Here is a 17,965-nt window from a genome sequence, read left to right as displayed (position 1 = left end):
GCAGCATATGCTGCACACCTGCTAACGCAGGAACAAGGGAGACGCCAAATATGTTCCGCTCCAGCCCCTTCGAACTGACCGGACCGATCGCTGACTTCGACGCGATCAAGATTCAGCTTGCCAGCCCGGAAAAGATCCGCAGCTGGTCGCACGGCGAAGTTACCAAGCCGGAAACCATCAACTACCGTACCTTCAAGCCCGAACGCGACGGACTGTTCTGCGCGCGCATCTTTGGGCCCATCACCGACTGGGAGTGCCTCTGCGGCAAGTACAAGCGCATGAAGCACCGCGGAGTGATCTGCGACAAGTGCGGTGTCGAGGTCACGCTCTCCAAGGTTCGCCGCGAGCGCCTCGGCCACATCGAGCTTGCTTCGCCGTGCTCGCACGTCTGGTTCTTCAAGGGCCTGCCGTCGCGCATCGGCCACCTGCTGGACATCTCGCTGCGCGAGCTTGAGGCAGTGCTCTACTTCGAGTCGTATGTTGTTGTCGATCCGGGCGACGCTCCAGTAAAGGAGCGCGAGGTCATCAAGGACGAGACCAAGTTCCGCGAGCTCGACCAGCAGTACCGTCCCACCGGTTTCAAGGCCATGATGGGCGCCGAGGCGATCAAGGAACTGTTGAAGCGCGTTGAAGTCAACGAACTGGCGATCGAGCTGCGCGAGCGCATGAAGCAGGAGTCATCGCTGCAGAAGAAGCTCAAGTATTCGAAGCGCCTGAAGATCGTCGAGGCCTTCCGCAAGTCCGACAACCTGCCGCAGTGGATGATCCTCGACGTGATCCCCGTGATCCCGCCGGAGCTTCGCCCGCTGGTGCCGCTCGATGGCGGACGCTTCGCAACCTCGGATCTCAACGATCTCTATCGCCGCGTGATCAACCGTAACAACCGCCTCAAGAAGCTGATGGACCTGCACGCTCCTGAGGTTATCGTGCGCAACGAAAAGCGCATGCTCCAGGAGGCCGTCGACGCTCTGTTCGACAACGGCCGTCGCGGCCGTGTGCTGCGCGGTGCGAACAATCGTCCGCTGAAGTCGCTCTCCGACACGCTGAAGGGCAAGCAGGGCCGCTTCCGTCAGAACCTGCTCGGCAAGCGCGTCGACTACTCGGGCCGTTCCGTGATCGTCGTTGGCCCGGAGCTGGCGCTGCACCAGTGCGGTCTGCCGAAGAAGATGGCGCTCGAGCTCTTCAAGCCGTTCATCTATCACCGCCTGGAACAGACCGGCCACTGCACCACCATCAAGCAGGCCAAAGAGATGGTCGAGATGCAGGAGCCGATCGTCTGGGACATCCTGGAAGAGGTGATCAAGGACCACCCGGTTCTGCTGAACCGCGCCCCAACGCTGCATCGGCTTGGCATCCAGGCGTTTGAGCCTGTCCTCGTCGAAGGCAAGGCGATCAAGATTCATCCGCTGGTCTGCACTGCGTTCAACGCAGACTTCGACGGCGACCAGATGGCTGTGCACATTCCTCTCTCGCCCGAAGCGCAGATTGAAGCCAGCGTCCTGATGCTTGCTTCGCACAACATCCTGTCGCCCGCGAGTGGCCAGCCGATCACGGTGCCGACGCAGGACCTCGTTCTCGGCATCTACTACCTCACCAAGGCGAAGATCAACGCCAAGGGTGAAGGCCGCGTCTTCGCGAACATCGAAGAGGTGCTGATGGCGCTCGAGGCCAAGCAGGTCGAGACGCTGACGCCGATTCGTCTGCGGTACACCGGTCCTGTGCTCGACATGACCACTGCTTACGACGACCAGGACCTGACGCACACGGAACCGGTGGAGTTCAACAAGCAGTACATCAACACCACGGTCGGCCGCGCGATCCTCAACGATGCGTTGCCGGAGAAGATGCCTTACGTCAACGGCCTGCTCAAGAAGAAGGGCATGGGGCAGTTGATCAACTACTGCTACCTGAACCTGGGGCTTGAGGTGACGGTGAAGACGCTGGACCGTATCAAGGACCTCGGCTTCCGCTATGCGACGCGGTCGGGTCTGTCGGTCGGTCTCGACGACATGGTCATCCCGGAGTCGAAGTACACCGTTGTCTCCGAGGCCGAAAAGCAGGTCATCAACGTGCAGCAGCAGTACCTTGACGGCGCGATCACCAACGGCGAGCGTAACAACAAGGTCATCCAGATGTGGTCGGGTGTGACAGAAAAGGTCGCCGATGAGATGTTTGCCAACATGAAGAAGGCGGACAAGGAAGGGGCGATGAACCCGATCTACATCATGGCCGACTCCGGCGCCCGCGGTTCGAAGCAGCAGATCCGTCAGCTCTCCGGTATGCGCGGTCTGATGGCGAAGCCCTCGGGCGAGATCATCGAAACCCCGATCACGGCGAACTTCCGCGAAGGCCTGACCGTGTTGCAGTACTTCATCTCGACGCACGGCGCGCGTAAGGGGCTTGCCGATACCGCACTCAAGACCGCAGACTCGGGCTACCTGACCCGCCGCCTGGTCGACGTGGCGCAGGACGTCATCATCTCGCAGAACGATTGCGGAACGGTGGAAGGCATCTATGTGACGCCGATCATCGAAGCGGGCGAGACGATCGAGCCATTGCGCGACCGCATCATCGGCCGCGTTTCGCTGGAGAAGTTGAAGGACTACGAAGGCAAGACCATCGTCGAAGTGAACCAGGAGATCGACGAGGACCTGGCGAGCGCCATTCAGGCCGCGGGTATCGAGCGCGTCAAGATTCGCTCGGTGCTGACCTGCGAGTCCAAGCGCGGCGCGTGCATTCTGTGCTACGGCCGCAACCTCGGCTCGGGCAAGATGGTTGAGATGGGCGAGGCTGTCGGTGTCATCGCGGCGCAGTCCATCGGCGAACCAGGAACGCAGCTCACCATGCGTACCTTCCACATCGGCGGAACGGCATCGCGCGTCTCCGACACCTCGCACATCGAGGCGAAGAACGCCGGCACCGTGCGCTTCATCAACCTGGTCACTGTCCGCTCCAAGACCGGCGACCTGGTGGCGATGAACCGCAACGGCTCCGTCGCCGTCGTCGACGACAAGGGCCGCGAGAAGGAGCGTTACGCGATCGTCTACGGCGCCAAGCTGAAGGTCGAGGACGGCCACGCCGTCGCTCTCGGCGACCGCCTGGGCGAGTGGGACCCCTACACCTTCTCCATTCTTACGGAGATCGCCGGTACGGTGCAGTTCAAGGACCTGCAGGAGGGCGTCACCCTTCACGACGAAATCGACGAGGTCACCGGCCTCTCGCGTCTCGTCGTCGCCGATTCGCCCGACGAGAAGCGCCAGCCGACCATCGTCATCAAGTCCGCGCAGGGCAACAAGCGCTACCTGATGCCGAGCCGCGCTCACCTCATGGTGGCGGACGGCGACGAGATCTTCCCCGGCGACGTGCTGGCGAAGATCCCGCGCGAGACCACCCGCACCAAGGACATCACCGGCGGTCTGCCGAGGGTCGTCGAGTTGTTCGAGGCGCGCAAGCCGCGTGACCCCGCAATCATCTCGAAGATCGACGGCGTGGTTCGCTTCGGCGATGTCACCAAGGGACAGCGCAAGGTGTACGTCACGGCGGACAACGGGCAGGAAGAGGAGTACTCGGTTCCGCGCGGCGTCTACGTCAACGTGCAGGAAGGCGAACGCCTCCGCGCCGGCGACGCTCTGATCGACGGCCCGCGCAACCCGCACGACATCCTTGAGGTGCTCGGCGAACGCGCTCTGCAGCAGTACCTGGTGAACGAGATCCAGGAGGTCTACCGCTTGCAGGGTGTGGCCATCTCGGACAAGCACATCGAGGTCATCGTCCGGCAGATGCTCCGCTGGGTGAAGGTCGAAGAGGTTGGCGATACCACCTTCCTGATCGATCAGCAGACAGACCGCTTCCGCTTCAACGCGGAGAACCAGCGCGTGCTGATGACGGGCGGTCGTCCCGCGATCGGACGCTCGCTGCTGCTCGGCATCACGAAGGCGTCGCTGTCGACGGACAGCTTCATCTCGGCCGCCAGCTTCCAGGAGACCACCCGCGTTCTCACCGAGGCCTCAATCAACGGCTCGGTGGACACGCTGCGCGGCCTCAAGGAGAACGTCATCGTCGGCCGCCTGATCCCCGCCGGCACGGGCATGGAGTACTACCGCAACGTCCAGCTCTCACCGGAGCTCGAAGAGGCGGCAGCCCAGGTTCAGGCCGAGGTTCAGGAAGCGCACGACGCCGAAGAGCGCGAGCTCGAGGCAATGCGCATGGAAGGCGAACAGGAAGAGATGGCTGCGGAGTAAGTTTTTCGCGGACGACAAAACGTGCTTCACGCAAAACACTAGGGCGGACTCGAAAGAGTCCGCCCTAGTGTTTTGCCTTAGTGTTTTGTTAGACGTTGCGCCTAATCCGGCCTAAAATCCATCAATGTGGAGGTTTATGAGATGAAGTATCTAGGCCGGGTGGCCCACATCTAACTTCACCACCACAATCGGGTGCCCCATCTTCGCGACGGTCTCATCGTCGCTAAGGTAGGATATTCGCGCAAAGCGCGAACCGTCTCTTGTCTTAGCTAAGTTTCATAGCTAACATGATTTGTATGGAAGTCAACGTCCATCACGCCAAGACCCACCTCTCCAAACTCATCGCCGCGGTCGAGGGCGGGGAAGAGGTTATCATCGCCCGCGCTGGTAAACCAGCGGTGAAGCTGGTGCTTGCCGCACCAACAGCCCGCAAGTCGCGCAAGCACATGCTCGGCTCAGGCATTGGCAAAATCTGGATGGCTCCTGATGCCTTCTCGCCTGAGACCGATCTCGAAATACAGAAGCTCTTCGAGGCGGACGATCCCAAGTTCGACAACCTCGGGCCGATCAAGCCTCGCAGGAAGAAGAAGTCAGCATGAAGGTGCTGGTTGATACCCATACTTTCATCTGGGCTCTTCTCCACGATCACCGGCTCACACCCCAGGCCAAAACAATTCTTCGCTCCGAAGGGCATGAGCTGGTCTTCTCCCTTGTCTCTCTCTGGGAGATCGCCATCAAGATCAAGACTGGCAAGCTGAATGCCATCGGCTCGTCAGTCGCCTATATTCGCGACGAGATGAATGAATATGGCATGGAGATGCTTCCTATCCGTTATGAGCATGTGCTTCATCTCGAAGCGCTGCCGCATCATCATAGCGATCCGTTTGACCGCTTGCTGATCGCTCAGGCGCTCTCGGAAGGCTTGCCGATTCTCACCGCCAACCGCGCATTCCGGCAGTATGGGGTAAAGACGATCTGGTAGCCGCCGCACTTCAGGACAAGGGCAGCAAGAGAGTTTTCCCTTGAGGTGACGTTCCTCTCCGAGAACGTATGTGTCGCGCCTTCAGCGCTCTGGTTGCTCTTCGGCCTGTCAACCCAGGCCTTCGGCCCTGAAAACAGGAACTACACCTATAAGGAAAATGCGTTAGCCTATTCGGCTGTGGAGCGCTGGAAAAGCGGATTTTCCGGCTGCCCAGGATTGCCCCGCGCGTTGTATGCTTCTCCGCATGAAAGAAGTCCTTGTCATCGACGTAGGGGGCACCAACGTTAAGGTGTCCTCGACCAGCCAGCGTGTTCCGTTAAAGATTCCGTCCGGGCCGACAATGACGGCAAAATTGATGGTCGACCAGGTGAAGGCGGCGACTCAGAGTTGGAGGTACGACTGCATCTCCATCGGCTATCCCGGGCCTGTGTCGCACGACCGTCCGCTGGCGGAGCCGCACAACCTTGCTGCTGGTTGGATCGACTTTCCCTATCAGAAGGCATTCGACAAGCCGCTACGTTTTATCAACGACGCGGCGATGCAGGCGCTCGGCGGATACCGCGGCGGAAGGATGCTCTTTCTGGGGACGGGCACGGGGCTGGGGTCGGCGATGATCTTCGAGGGGGTTGTGGTTCCGCTGGAACTGGCGCATCTGCCCTACAAGAAGGGCCGCACCTATGAGGAATATCTGGGCAAGGATGGACTGGAATGGCGCGGCAAGAAGGCCTGGCGCAAGTCCGTGCTGGACGTGATAGCCCGCCTGAAGGCTGGGTTGGTGTGCGATTACGTTCTGCTGGGCGGTGGCAATGCCAAGCTGATGAAGCATCTCCCGCCGCATGTGATTGTGGGCGATAACAGCAATGCGGTGACGGGAGGCATACGGCTCTGGGATACTCCCGATGAACGCAAGGTGCTGGTCGCCCTTCGTAAGGACGACGACATACTGACGGCTGTCGGGGCCTCTACAGGCGACGCGAAGAAGGCAGGCAGAATTGTGAGCCGAAGCCGCTCCTAGCGCATCTAAATCAGGGTTTGCGCCGCGCCGGGGGCAGTCTCTGTGCGAACAGCAAATAAGTACGACGCAGACAGGAGCTGACGATCGCAACCAAAGCCAGCTACGACCTTCCACCCTCGCCGTTGGGAGTGGGCCGCGTGCTTGCGGCTGCCCCGGAGACATCGACTCCAATTGAGCAGATTGTGGCTGCGTTGAAAGATATCCCGGCCCTGGAAGGCTTGATGGACCAGGAGTACCGCTGGCTGGCGAGGCACAGCAGCGAGCGGGTGGGGCAGGACGGCGCTCTGATCTTCTGCGAAGACGAGCCCTCGTATCACATGAACATCATTCTTCGCGGCGAAGTGATGGCGCACCGGCGGAAGTCCGGTCCGGTTGCCCGCTTTGTGGGCAGAACATCGCGGGTTACGGGAAAGCTGCCGTTCTCGAGAATGAAGGCGTGGGGCGCGGACGGCCGCAGTGTGGGCCCGGTCTGGGTGCTGGACATTCACGAAGACCTGTTCCCCGAGATGCTCCAAGCGATTCCTTCGATGGGCCAGCGGTGTGTGACGCTCCTGCTGGACCGCGTGCGCGACTTTACCCGCATGGACGAGCAGGCGGAGAAGCTGCTCGCTCTGGGCAAACTGGCAGCGAATCTTTCGCATGAACTGAACAACCCTGCCTCTGCGGCACAGCGATCAGCGTCCATCATTGCTTCGCAGCTTGGCGAGTCGGATGAAACGAAGTATCGGCTGGGCAGGCTCTTTCAGTCGGACAATGAACTGGAGGGTTACAACGAGTGGGTGAGAGAGGTGAGGGAACTGGTGAAGAGATCATCGGGCTTCTCGCCGATTCCTACCAGCCCGCTTGATGCGAGCGACGAGGAGCAGCAGATTATCGGATGGCTTGAGAGACACAACGTCGCAGCGCCGTGGGATGTTGGTCCAACGCTTGCAGAGGGGAGAGTACCCGTCGCCATGCTTGACAAGCTGGCAGAGAAGATCAGTGCAGGGGTGCTGCCGGCGGCTATCGCTACCTTTGCCGGTTCGCTGCGTGTGGAGTCGATGGCCCGCACCGTGGTGGATTCCAGCGAACGGATATTTGAGCTGATTAGCGCCATCCGCGGCTATTCGTTTATGGACCGGCCCGCGGTTCAGGAGATTGATCTCGTCCAGTCGATCGAGAATACGCTGGCGATGTTCCGCTCGCGCATGGGGCGGGTTCGGGCGCAGATGGAGGCAGACCCGGAGTTACCCCTTGTGAGCGCGTATGGTGGCGAGCTGAACCAGGTGTGGTCGGCGCTGATTGAAAACGCTCTCGATGCGATGCACGATGAGGGTGAGCTGACGATCACGATCAGGCAGACGGCGCAGACTGTCATTGTCGAAGTGCGTGACGATGGGCCGGGGATCGATGCAGCAATTCAATCGCGCATCTTTGAGCCATTCTTTACGACGAAGCCTCTGGGCACGGCGATGGGGCTGGGGCTCGACACTGTGCAGAGGATCGTCAACAGGCATTCGGGGTCGGTTGCGATGGACTCGAGCCCACATTCGACCTGCTTTCAGGTAAGGATTCCGATCAACCTTGTGCGCGCCTATTGAGCACTGCGCTACATCGGAGAGGCTCGTTTCGTAAAGATTTCCAGCAAAGCGTTTTTTTATTCAATTTACGAAGCGATCAGGATATTCTTGTTCGCACCTTACTGGTAGCCCTGAGAAGCTTGGGGAAACGGATATACGGAGGATTTCTATGTTCAGTCTGTTGTGGACCGCGTTGATTGGCCTCGTTGTCGGTGCTCTCGCCAAGTTGATTCTGCCTGGAAAAGATCCCGGAGGTATTTTGATCACGATGGTCCTTGGTATCGCAGGCTCATTCCTGGGCACGTTCCTTGGTCGCCTGGTGGGGCATTATCAGGAAGGTCAATCGGCTGGGTTCATCATGTCGTTGATTGGAGCCATCATCCTGCTGGCGATCTATCACTTCTTCAAACGGCGCCAGAGCGTATAGATGAACTGGAAAGACGCTGCGAGTCGCTGAGAGCGCTCTGCAGAATCCCCAGGCCGTTACAGGACCGGATCGCCGCAGCGAACTTGTCGAAGGACACCGGTCCGGTAATGTAGTTTCCCTGCGCTTCGTCGCATTTGCGTCGCATCAGAAAGCGAAGCTGCTCTTCTGTCTCGACGCCTTCGGCGACGACCCTGATTGCAAGGCCGTGAGACATCGCAATGATGGTCCTCACCACGGCTGCTGCGTTCGGATCGGTTCCCGCCAGCTTGACGAAGCTCTTATCGATCTTCAGGCGATCGACCTGGTATTGCAGCAGGTAAGAGAAGCTGCAAAAGCCGGTGCCGAAGTCGTCGATCGAGATGCGCGCGCCCAGCTCGCGTATCTTTTGCAGCTTTTCAAGGTTGCCCTCGGAGTTCACCATCAGCATGTTTTCCGTGATCTCAATCTCGAGGTTGCGCGGTGCGAGACCGCTGATGGCCAGGGCGCGTTCGATTACATCCACCAGGTTGCGTTGCTGTAGCTGGCGCGGAGAGAGGTTGACGGAGATGGTGAAGTCGGAGCCGAGCTCGTCCTGAAGCGCCTTGCCTTCGTGGCACGCCGTCATGAAGACCCATTCGCCGATGGGGACGATCATTCCAGTCTCTTCCGCCAGCGGGATGAACTGTGTGGGCGAGACGTGGCCCAGGCGGGGATTGTCCCAGCGCAGCAGCGCTTCCATACCTGTGACCATGCCGGTTGTGAGCGAGAGTTGCGGCTGATAGTGCAGCGACAGTTCGCCGTTGGCGAGAGCATGCCTGAGCGCATGCTCCATGGTGAGTCTATCCGCGGTCTCCTTTAGCATGTCTTCGCTGAAGACCTGATGCTGGTTGCGCCCGCGCTCCTTCGCTGCATACATGGCAGAGTCCGCGCGCTTCATCAGGTGTTTCGCGTCGGAGGCGAAGTCGGGGTAGATGCAGACGCCGACACTGGCGGTTACGTTGACCAGGTGCTCATCGACCTTGATCTCAGGCGAGAGCTTCTGCACCAGATTCGCCGCGCACTGCTCCACATCGGCGATGCTGGTGATGTCCGTCATGACAACAACAAATTCGTCACCGCCAACACGAGCGACGACGTCGGTGCTTCTGACGGAGCGGCGCAGCCTTGTCGCGGCTTCGATCAGGATCTGGTCCCCTGAGGTGTGACCCAGCGAATCGTTGATGCGCTTGAACTGATCGAGGTCGATGACAAAGACCGCGACCTTTGTACCGTAACGGCGCGCGCGCTCTACGGCCTCAACGGTCTTGTCTCGCAGCAGGGCGCGGCCAAGCAGGCCGGTAAGCTGATCGTGCGTGGCCAGATGCGTGACGTACTGCAGCATCTGCCGCCGCTCCGTTATGTCGAAGGAGATGCCGACGAAGCCGCTGATCTCGCCCGACTCCGAGCGAACCGCTCGCATGGCGAGATTGATTGGCGTTCGGCTTCCATCCTTGCGAACCAGCGTCCACTCTTTTTCTTCGATCTCGCCGGCGGCGGCGCCGGAAGAGAGGACCTCGAAGCCGAAGCGTTCAATGTTGTCGGTAGTGTCCAGGGCATCGCCCGCCCTTGCCGTCAGTTCACGCTCATCGTGCAGAATGGTGAGTGGCGATTTCCGGATCAGGTCTTCGCGGCTGTAGCCGGTGAGCTTTTCCGCTGCCACATTCATCTCGGTGATGATGCCCTGCACATCGGTGGCGACGATGCTGAAGGGCGCATTCTGAATGACGGAGTCGGTGAACTCAACCAGGTGCTCGTAGCGTTCCTCGCCTGCCTTGCGTTCGCTGATGTCGCTGATGGTTACGGCGAGGCCGTCTCCCAACTTGACAACCTGGTAACGCACCCACGCGGCCTGAAGAAGATTGCCTGCAGGCACGGGGTACTCCTGGTTGAGAGGAGTACCTGTTTCAACCACCTGACAACAGCGGTCGAAGAGGCCGGTCGCCTTGAGGATTGGCATTCTGTCGCAAAGACTCTGTCCGAGGAGTTGGTCGCGAGAGTGCCCTGTCAGCTTTTCCCCGTTCGCGTTGACATACTGAATGCGAAAGTCGACGATCTGTCCGGCGGCATTGCGCACAGATTCAAGCAGCGAGAACGCATCCAGACTGACTTCCGTTGCAACCAGGAACTTCGACTCAGCTTCTCTCGCGCCTTTGCCTGCAATTTTCCGGTCGTATTCGCGGCGCAGAAACCATAACGCTGCGATGGCCGCGCCGCCTGCAATTGCAGCAGCTACGAATCCTTCGACGCGCGAGCCGCGAAGAGCACTCCAGAGGACTGTTGTTATCGCGAAGCACACGAACGCCATGGACCACCAGTTCTTCCATATCCACGGTCGGGGAAAATCGAGCACCAAACCCTCAAGAAATAGCTGTCGAAAAACAATACTGTCCAGGAGACCCGACGCTCAGTCGATTGGGGCTGGAAACGATATATTCATCTCTGCACCGTAGCATTCCGAGATTTCTTTTCAAAGAACCATCTGTCCCATTATTTCATTTCGCGTGTTTACCGCTTTGGGTCAAATCGCTTGTCTTTCATTACTTCCAGCATGGTGCCACGAAAAATAGGAACCTGCTAAACCGAAGGTCTATAGACCTATGTGTCGAGCGAGAGAAAAGCGGTAACGGAAACGATTGTTACCTTAAAGGGCTTTTTTCCCAGACCGGAACAATGACAGAGAAATCACGTCTATATAGGCATGTTCTGGGATCGTATGGCGCGGTATGTCTCCGGTTATGTTTGCTTTGGGTTGATGCTCGTACTCATGCCTGGAGGGAATGCCTCAGGACAGGCATCGTCCTCACCGGAGACTGGGACGTCTGTGCAGTCTCCGGTGGCTACGCTCACAGTCGATGCTCGCCTGGTGAACCTGCCGGTAGTGGTTCGAGACAAGAAAGGCGCGCTTGTCTCAGGCCTGACGAAAGAAGACTTTTCCTTGCAGGTCGATGGGCATCCACAAACGATCCGCTACTTCGATATCGATTCCAATCTGCCTCTAACTCTTGGCCTGCTTATTGATACGAGCCTGAGTCAACGAAATGTGATCGACGAGGAGCGCTCAGCGAGCGGTACCTTTCTCGACGAGATGCTGAAGACGACGAAGGACCAGGCCTTTGTGATCCAGTTCGCTCGCCAGGTGGAGCTGCTGCAGGACCTGACGAACTCCCGGCCAAAGCTGCAGGCCGGCCTGAAAGAGATTGATACTCCCAGCCCGAACCAGCGGACGAACGATCCCCAGGCTGACCCGGGTGATCCGAACGATTCCAGCTCGGGCCGCAGCCATCGCGGTGGAGGCCGCATCGGCGGAGGAACGGCATTGTACGATGCTACGTTTCTGGCCTCCGACGAACTCATGAGCAAGCAGAAGGGGCGGAAGGCCGTCATTATCCTTTCGGACGGCGTTGACAACGGCAGCAAAGAGACGCTGGTGAAGGCGATTGAAGCAGCGCAGCGCGCCGACACGATCGTCTACGCGATCTATTTCAAAGGGCAGGAGAGCGGAGGCTGGCAGAGAGACGATCGTCAGCGCGGAGGCGGCTTTCCAGGAGGAAGGTTTCCGGGCGGCGGTGGAGGCTATCCCGGCGGTCGCGGTGGAGGCTATCCCGGCGGCGGCCCTGGCGGCGGCGGTGGGGGCCGCGGCGGAGGAACCAACAGCCATGTCGATGGCAAGAAGATTCTGGAGCGCATGGCGCAGGAGACTGGTGGACGTCTATTTGAGGTCACGAAGAAGCAGACCGTAGCGCAAATCTACGATCAGATTGCCCAGGAACTCCGCGCACAATATCGTTTGGGTTACACGCCCGACCAGGTTACAGCAGCGGACGGCTATCACCAGATTGATCTGACAACCCGCAAAAAAGACCTGTACGTGCAGACCAGGGACGGCTACTACACGGGCAAGTAGGGAAGTCGAATTAGCCCTAACGCCGCGATGCAGCATTGTGACCGCCCGGACTTTGTTGCATCTTATTAATGTCAGGTCACTTTAAAGACCCAGCGACATAAAGGCAGATACTAATGCACTCAGGTTCACGCAATATCGTCACGGCAGTTCTGTTCTCTTTGTTGATTGCTCCAACCGCCGTGACTGCGCAGACGGTGGTTCCATTCGTCAAAAAACACCTTTACTCGGCGGAGGCCAATCCGTGGACCGATATCTCTGCCGCGGTCAAGAAGGCGAAGGCGGAGAAGAAGCGCGTGATCCTCGACTTTGGTGGAGACTGGTGCGGCGACTGCCAGGTGCTGGATATCTATATGCACCAGAGCCCGAATGCCGAGTTGATCGAAAAACATTTCGTGGTGGTTCACATCGATATTGGCCGCATGGACCACAACGTTGCGGTCGCGGACAAGTACAAGGTCCCGATCAAGAAGGGTGTGCCAGCCCTGGCGGTGCTCGATGGCAACGGCAAGCTCCTTTACTCGCAGCAGAATAAAGAGTTTGAGAATATGAGCGGAATGAAGTCGAGCGATGTTACCGCGTTTCTAAACCGCTGGAAGGCGTGATCGCAGCGCCATCGGCGTGTATGCTTTCGGACAGAACATTCTATCGGTATCTGTGAGACGACTGCTGCGCATTCACGTGATTCTTCATCGCTCGTTTCTGCGCGCGGCGGACCACGACGTTTTGAACCTTGCCCAGTCGGCAGCCTATTCGGCGATGGTGGCCCTGTTTCCTGCGCTGATTGTTGCGGCGGCCATCATCGCGCTGCTGCCAGATACGACCCCCGTTCGAGCACAGCTTGGCATGTTCTTCGATCGCGTGTTGCCTCCCGATGTGGTGCCGATGCTGGACAGCTACTTCGACACGCATAGCTCCAAAACAACGCACGCGCTGATCCTCGCTTTTCTGGTCTCGCTGACAGGGGCCTCGAGCGTGATTGCTACCTATATGGAAGGGCTGCGCCGTGCCAACGACCTGCCTTTTGATTGCTGGACCTTCTGGGGAAGGCGTCTGCGCGCATATGCGCTTGTCCCGCTCTCGCTTGTTCCACTGGGAATAGCCAGTCTGTTTGTCGTCTTTGGGCATTTCGTGACGATGTGGCTCGCGTATCATGTCGTGCCAGCGATGCGGACAGAGGTCTATATTGTGGCCTCGCTTGCCCGCTGGCTGGTTGCTGTGGCCGCATCGACAGGGCTGATTGCGCTGATCTATCACATGGGCACACCTATCCGGCAGCCGTGGCGCCGTGTGCTGCCGGGTGCTTTTGCGGCGACCGCGATGTGGTTTATTACTACGCTGGTCTTTGGCTGGTATGTCACACGCTTTGCCAACTATTCGCAGGTCTACGGCTCGCTGGGCGCAGGCATTGCGCTGTTGTTCTGGTTGTACATCGTTTCACTGAGCGTCTTCTTCGGAGCCGAGTTCAACTCGGAGTTCCACCAGCATGGCGGCTCTGTTGTGCCTACCGAGGCATCATGAGGCGTTTTAGGTACTTAGCCCCTTACACGGGTAGAATGGCCAACGGAACAGATTCGGTGGTCTTGTCCAACGGGAAAATCTCCCGTGATGTCTTTATCGAAAAGGAACCCAGCAGCGACAGCTATGACGACCTCGGTGAAATCAGCCTTTCTTGACACGCTTGCAAGTGGAAACGGCCGCGCCCGTCGCGCCAAGATCGTCGGGACCCTTGGGCCGGCATCCAGCTCGATTGAAGTCTTTCGCCAGCTTGTGCGCGCCGGCCTGGACGTAGCCCGTTTGAACTTCTCGCACGGCTCGCACGCGCAAAAGGCTGAACTAATCAAGATGGTCAGGCAGGTTTCGCGGGAGGAAGGGAAGCCGATCTGCATCCTCGCCGACCTGCAAGGGCCAAAGATCCGTACCGGCAAGCTGAAGGACCACAAGCCAGTGCAGTTGGTCGCTGGCAAACAGCTCATCATCACGCCGCGCGAGATCGCCGGTACCGCATCAATGGTGGGGACGACGTTTACCACGCTGGCGGAGAACCTTGAGCCGGGCTCGCGGATTCTGCTCTCCGATGGCCTGATCGAGCTGCACGTCGACCATGTAAACGGTGGCGATGTGGTGTGCAAGATCATCAACGGCGGAATGCTGGGCGAGAACAAGGGCATCAATCTTCCGGGAATTCCGGTCAAGGTCCCGTCGCTTACTGAAAAGGACGAGGAGGACCTTGTCTTTGCCGTCGGTGCGGGAGTGGACACTGTTGCGGTCTCATTTGTACGTACTGCGGACGATATCCGCCACGTGAAGAACCGCCTTGCGGCGCTGAACTCCGACGCCTGGATTATTGCGAAGCTGGAGAAGCCGCAGGCGATCGAGCATCTCGACTCTATCCTCGAGGTGACCGACGCCATCATGGTGGCTCGCGGCGACCTGGGTGTCGAGGTGCCGCCGGAGAAGGTCCCCGCGATCCAGAAACACATCATTCGCCGCGCGGCGGAGTATCGCAAGCCGGTCATCACGGCGACGCAGATGCTCGAATCGATGATTGAGAATCCGCGTCCTACGCGAGCAGAGGCATCGGACGTCGCCAATGCTGTGTACGACGGAACGGATGCGGTGATGCTTTCGGCGGAGAGCGCTGCGGGAAAATATCCTGTCGAGGCAGTCGCCATGATGGCCAAGATCGTGACCGAGACCGAAGAGCAGATCCGCATCGATCCTCCCGACACTCGGCGGCATCAGCGGGGAGTGCGTCTCTCGGTCGCCGAGACGATCTGCGAGTGCATGGCGCACTCCGCCGAGGACCTCGAACTGGCGGCGATCGCCATCTTCACGGAGAGCGGCGCAACGGCGCGTCTGCTCTCGAAGTACCGCCCCGATCCACCGATCTTTGCCCTGTCTCCCTTTGAGAAGGTGATTAATCGGTCCATGCTGCTGTGGGGAACGTATCCGTTGCTCTGCGGCAGGTTCCACGACACGGACACGCTTGTAAACATGGCGGAGGACCTGCTGGAAGAGCATGGACAGGTGAGCGAGCATCAGATCGTCGGCATCGTCGCAGGCACCAGGACCCGCTCCGGCGCTACAAACTTTATGCGCCTGCACATGATCGGCGATCGCGAGACGGACACGCCCTCGAGGTCTCCGAGGAAACCGTCTACGAAGAAAAAGCAGCGAAGAAAGCGGTGAAGAAACGGAAGTGAGTTGATGGATTTCGCAGAAAAGCCGCCTCGGTTTGAGGCGGCTTTTCTGTTGTGCTGGCTTTGGTGTGAGGACTACTTCACCTGCGCTTCAAACGCATTCGAAGCCTTGTTCATCTCATCGGCGGTCACATCGTGCGATGAGATGGTGATGCGGTAGCGGAAGGTTACGGACTTGCCCTTCTCAACCGTGTAGTCCAGTTGCGGCTGCTTCGCGTCGAAGATCTTCTGCCCCAGCGGATTCGCCGCAAACAGACCGTAGCCGCGCGCGTGCCAGTACGTGGGGTAGTTGGGATTGCCGGTGCGGTCGAAGATCGCGATGGTCTCCGTGTGGCCGTCGGTAGTGGTGCCGGTGAGCTTGCACCACTTGCCGCGTGTCGACCAGACGGCGTCGCCCTGCTTGCCTTCGCTTGTCAGGTAGACGCCCGTCGCCCCGGCGGTATTCCCTTCGACCTTGGTCGGCCGCCCGCTTGCATCCGCGAACATGCCGCCCTTTTCTGTAGCCGACTCAAGAAAGTGCGCTACGCGAATGCCCAGCACGCCCTCCTTGTCGTCGTGGAAGACCACCTTGTCGAGCGCGGTCAGGGTGACGGTCATATCGATGGTGCGCGCGTCGCCCTGCTGCGAGAAGACATACTTCGTCCGTTGGTTGAAGATCTTCTGACCAGCACCAGTCTCCCAAACAGAGTCAGTCACCAACTCGCCCTTTGCACCGCTCCTGGCGGAGACGATCTTCTCGTGATGGATCGTCCCCATCTTCGCCCGTTGCTCGGGCTTGATGGCGTCGGAGTTGTTCCAGAAGTCGAAGCCGTTGGCGTTGCCGTAGTTGAACCACAAGCCCGCGTGGTGCGGATGGTCCACCCGCTCCGTCTCACGGGGAGCGAGCGGATATCCGCGCGTCACGGTTACGCCGTCGGCGGCCACCAGCGGGAAGAGCACCGGCTTCTTCAGCGTGTTCGGCCACACGTAGGCGGTGAAGGGCTTGCCGTCGATGGTGACATCGACGCGCTGCTTCGCCTCATCGGTCTTGACCTCGACCTTTGATGCTGCCGCAGCCACCTGCAAGCCGCTCATCACCAGCACAGAGCCCAGAAGCAGCTTATGCATGCACCTTGCCTCCGGCCATAATCTGCTGCGTCTTCTGGTTGAAGGTGATCTTCTGCCCGGTCTGCATTGCGGCGATGCACATGCACAGCGCAACCGAATGGCTGTAGCCCGCGTCCACATTGGCATTGGGCTGCTTGCGCGAACGCACGCAGTCCATCCAGTTGCGCATGTTGGCCGAGGTCTGGTTGTCTGCTCCGGTGTTCGCGGCGGTTGAGACCTCCTCCGCCTGGCCGAGCGAGAACTGACCCAGCAGGTTGGCCTTCATGCCCATCTCGGCAGCAGCCTTCGCCGTCAGTCCGCCGGTGGAGTTCACCACCTGCTTGTCCATGTCGAGCGAGCCGCCGTTGGAGTAGTAGATCTCCTTGACGCCGCCGGCCGAGTTGGTCTGACGCGACGAGTAGAGCACCTGGAAACCCTTCGTCGGATCGTCCTCCGGGCCGTAGTCGAAGACAGCCGTCAACGTGTCCCAGTTGCGCCGGCCGTCGTGCCACTGGTAGATGCCGCCGTTGGCGACCACGCTGCGCGGGTTCGGATAGCCCGAGAACCAGTGCACGGTGTCGATCTGGTGCACCAGCCACTGGTCGGGAATCCCCGAGGAGTACGGCCAGAAGAGGCGGAACTCGAGATACTTTCTCGCGTCGAACGGCTCGTAAGGCTGGTCCATCAGATAGCGCTTCCAGTCCGTGTCCTGCTCCTTCAGCAACGGCACAACGTTGGGACGGCGCCAGCGCCCGGGCTGGTTGACGTTCCACGTCATCTCGACCATGTTGATGTCGCCGAACTTGCCCGACTTGATGTACTCGAAGGCCTTCTGATAGCTCGGCGTGGAGCGGCGCTGTGTGCCGATCTGCACAATCTGCTTATTGGCGTGCACGGTGTCGCGGATGGCCAGCGCGTCCTTCATCGAGTGCGCGAGCGGCTTTTCCACGTAGGCGTCACGTCCGGCCTTCACGGCTTCGACGCCATGCTTGGCGTGCTGGAAGTCGGCTGTCGCGATCAGCACGGCATCGACGTCCTTGCGGGCGTACAACTCGTCGTTGTTCCGAACGGTGTCGACCTTCGGCCCACCCTTTTTCTCGATGTAGGCGACGCCCTCTTCGCGGCGGTGGCTCCAGAGGTCGGAGATCGCCACAAACTCGAAGTTCATCTCTTTGGAGTGCTGCAAAAAGGAGGGAATCAGAGCGCCCTTCATGCGGTCGCCGCACCCCACCACCGCAGTCCGTACCCGGTCGTTGGCCCCTACAATCTTTGCGTAGCTTGTTGCGTTCCACGTTGCGACTGTTCCTGCCACCGCGGCACCCATTTTTACAAAATCCCGGCGGCTCGTATCCTGAGCTCCCATCGCGTTCCTCCATGTATTTTGGACTGCGGCGAAAGCATACAGAAAATAGAAGAGGTTTGACCACTGGAAAAATAGGGTGCGCTGATAGAGCATGATTTATGCTCTGTTTTTGCAGCTATTAGGAGAGAATTTCCACGCGAAGGCGTTTGGCCGGGGACAGTTTGTCGCCG

General features: G+C 59.3%; 13 protein-coding genes. 10 read left to right on the top strand and 3 right to left on the bottom strand.

Features of this window, described 5'->3' with window-relative positions; translation table 11 throughout:
- The first annotated feature begins 50 nt into the window (after positions 1-50).
- The 6 genes from rpoC to JSS95_07220 all read left to right on the top strand — a co-directional run bounded on the left by rpoC (position 51) and on the right by JSS95_07220 (position 8,224).
- Positions 51-4,241 carry a DNA-directed RNA polymerase subunit beta' gene (gene rpoC / locus JSS95_07245; protein ID MBS1799607.1) on the top strand — a complete coding sequence of 1,397 codons (4,191 nt, stop codon included), beginning with the start codon at positions 51-53 and terminating at the stop codon, positions 4,239-4,241.
- Positions 4,242-4,537: 296 nt separating this feature from the next.
- Positions 4,538-4,840: a type II toxin-antitoxin system prevent-host-death family antitoxin gene (locus JSS95_07240; GenBank protein MBS1799606.1), complete on the top strand. Its 303-nt coding sequence runs from the start codon at positions 4,538-4,540 to the stop codon at positions 4,838-4,840.
- Positions 4,837-5,223, top strand: coding sequence for a type II toxin-antitoxin system VapC family toxin (locus JSS95_07235; GenBank protein ID MBS1799605.1), 387 nt, complete (start codon positions 4,837-4,839; stop codon positions 5,221-5,223). The genes JSS95_07240 and JSS95_07235 overlap by 4 nt, the downstream gene beginning before the upstream one ends.
- A 244-nt stretch (positions 5,224-5,467) precedes the next feature.
- Positions 5,468-6,238, top strand: coding sequence for an ROK family protein (locus tag JSS95_07230; protein MBS1799604.1), 771 nt, complete (start codon positions 5,468-5,470; stop codon positions 6,236-6,238).
- Between the two features lie 83 nt (positions 6,239-6,321).
- Positions 6,322-7,818 (top strand): GHKL domain-containing protein, encoded by a 1,497-nt coding sequence (locus tag JSS95_07225; GenBank protein ID MBS1799603.1) that lies wholly within the window; start codon positions 6,322-6,324, stop codon positions 7,816-7,818.
- 148 nt (positions 7,819-7,966) lie between these two features.
- Positions 7,967-8,224: a GlsB/YeaQ/YmgE family stress response membrane protein gene (locus JSS95_07220; GenBank protein ID MBS1799602.1), complete on the top strand. Its 258-nt coding sequence runs from the start codon at positions 7,967-7,969 to the stop codon at positions 8,222-8,224.
- On the opposite strand, the gene JSS95_07215 is transcribed toward JSS95_07220, so the two are convergent.
- A complete protein-coding gene (locus tag JSS95_07215; protein ID MBS1799601.1) occupies positions 8,202-10,547 on the bottom strand; it encodes an EAL domain-containing protein in 2,346 nt (781 codons plus the stop codon). The genes JSS95_07220 and JSS95_07215 overlap by 23 nt on opposite strands.
- A 447-nt stretch (positions 10,548-10,994) precedes the next feature.
- Between JSS95_07215 and JSS95_07210 the strand changes: the two genes are divergently transcribed.
- The 4 genes from JSS95_07210 (at position 10,995) to pyk (ending at position 15,335) form a co-directional block, all read left to right on the top strand.
- A complete protein-coding gene (locus JSS95_07210; GenBank protein ID MBS1799600.1) occupies positions 10,995-12,146 on the top strand; it encodes a VWA domain-containing protein in 1,152 nt (383 codons plus the stop codon).
- A gap of 113 nt (positions 12,147-12,259) precedes the next feature.
- Positions 12,260-12,748 carry a thioredoxin family protein gene (locus tag JSS95_07205; protein MBS1799599.1) on the top strand — a complete coding sequence of 163 codons (489 nt, stop codon included), beginning with the start codon at positions 12,260-12,262 and terminating at the stop codon, positions 12,746-12,748.
- Positions 12,749-12,800: 52 nt separating this feature from the next.
- A complete protein-coding gene (locus JSS95_07200) occupies positions 12,801-13,664 on the top strand; it encodes a YihY/virulence factor BrkB family protein (GenBank protein MBS1799598.1) in 864 nt (287 codons plus the stop codon).
- A 123-nt stretch (positions 13,665-13,787) separates the two neighbouring features.
- Entirely contained in the window at positions 13,788-15,335 is a 1,548-nt protein-coding gene (gene pyk / locus JSS95_07195; protein ID MBS1799597.1) for a pyruvate kinase, read from the top strand.
- Between the two features lie 86 nt (positions 15,336-15,421).
- Here pyk and JSS95_07190 read toward each other — a convergent pair whose 3' ends face one another.
- The gene (locus tag JSS95_07190; GenBank protein ID MBS1799596.1) at positions 15,422-16,453 is read right to left on the bottom strand and encodes a PmoA family protein; all 1,032 of its coding nucleotides are present in this window, start codon (positions 16,451-16,453) and stop codon (positions 15,422-15,424) included.
- Positions 16,446-17,795 (bottom strand): Gfo/Idh/MocA family oxidoreductase, encoded by a 1,350-nt coding sequence (locus tag JSS95_07185; GenBank protein ID MBS1799595.1) that lies wholly within the window; start codon positions 17,793-17,795, stop codon positions 16,446-16,448. The genes JSS95_07190 and JSS95_07185 overlap by 8 nt, the downstream gene beginning before the upstream one ends.
- Positions 17,796-17,965 lie beyond the last annotated feature (170 nt).

This window comes from Acidobacteriota bacterium (assembly GCA_018268895.1).
Classification (GTDB): domain Bacteria; phylum Acidobacteriota; class Terriglobia; order Terriglobales; family Acidobacteriaceae; genus Edaphobacter.
This window is presented reverse-complemented; position numbering and strand designations above follow the sequence as displayed.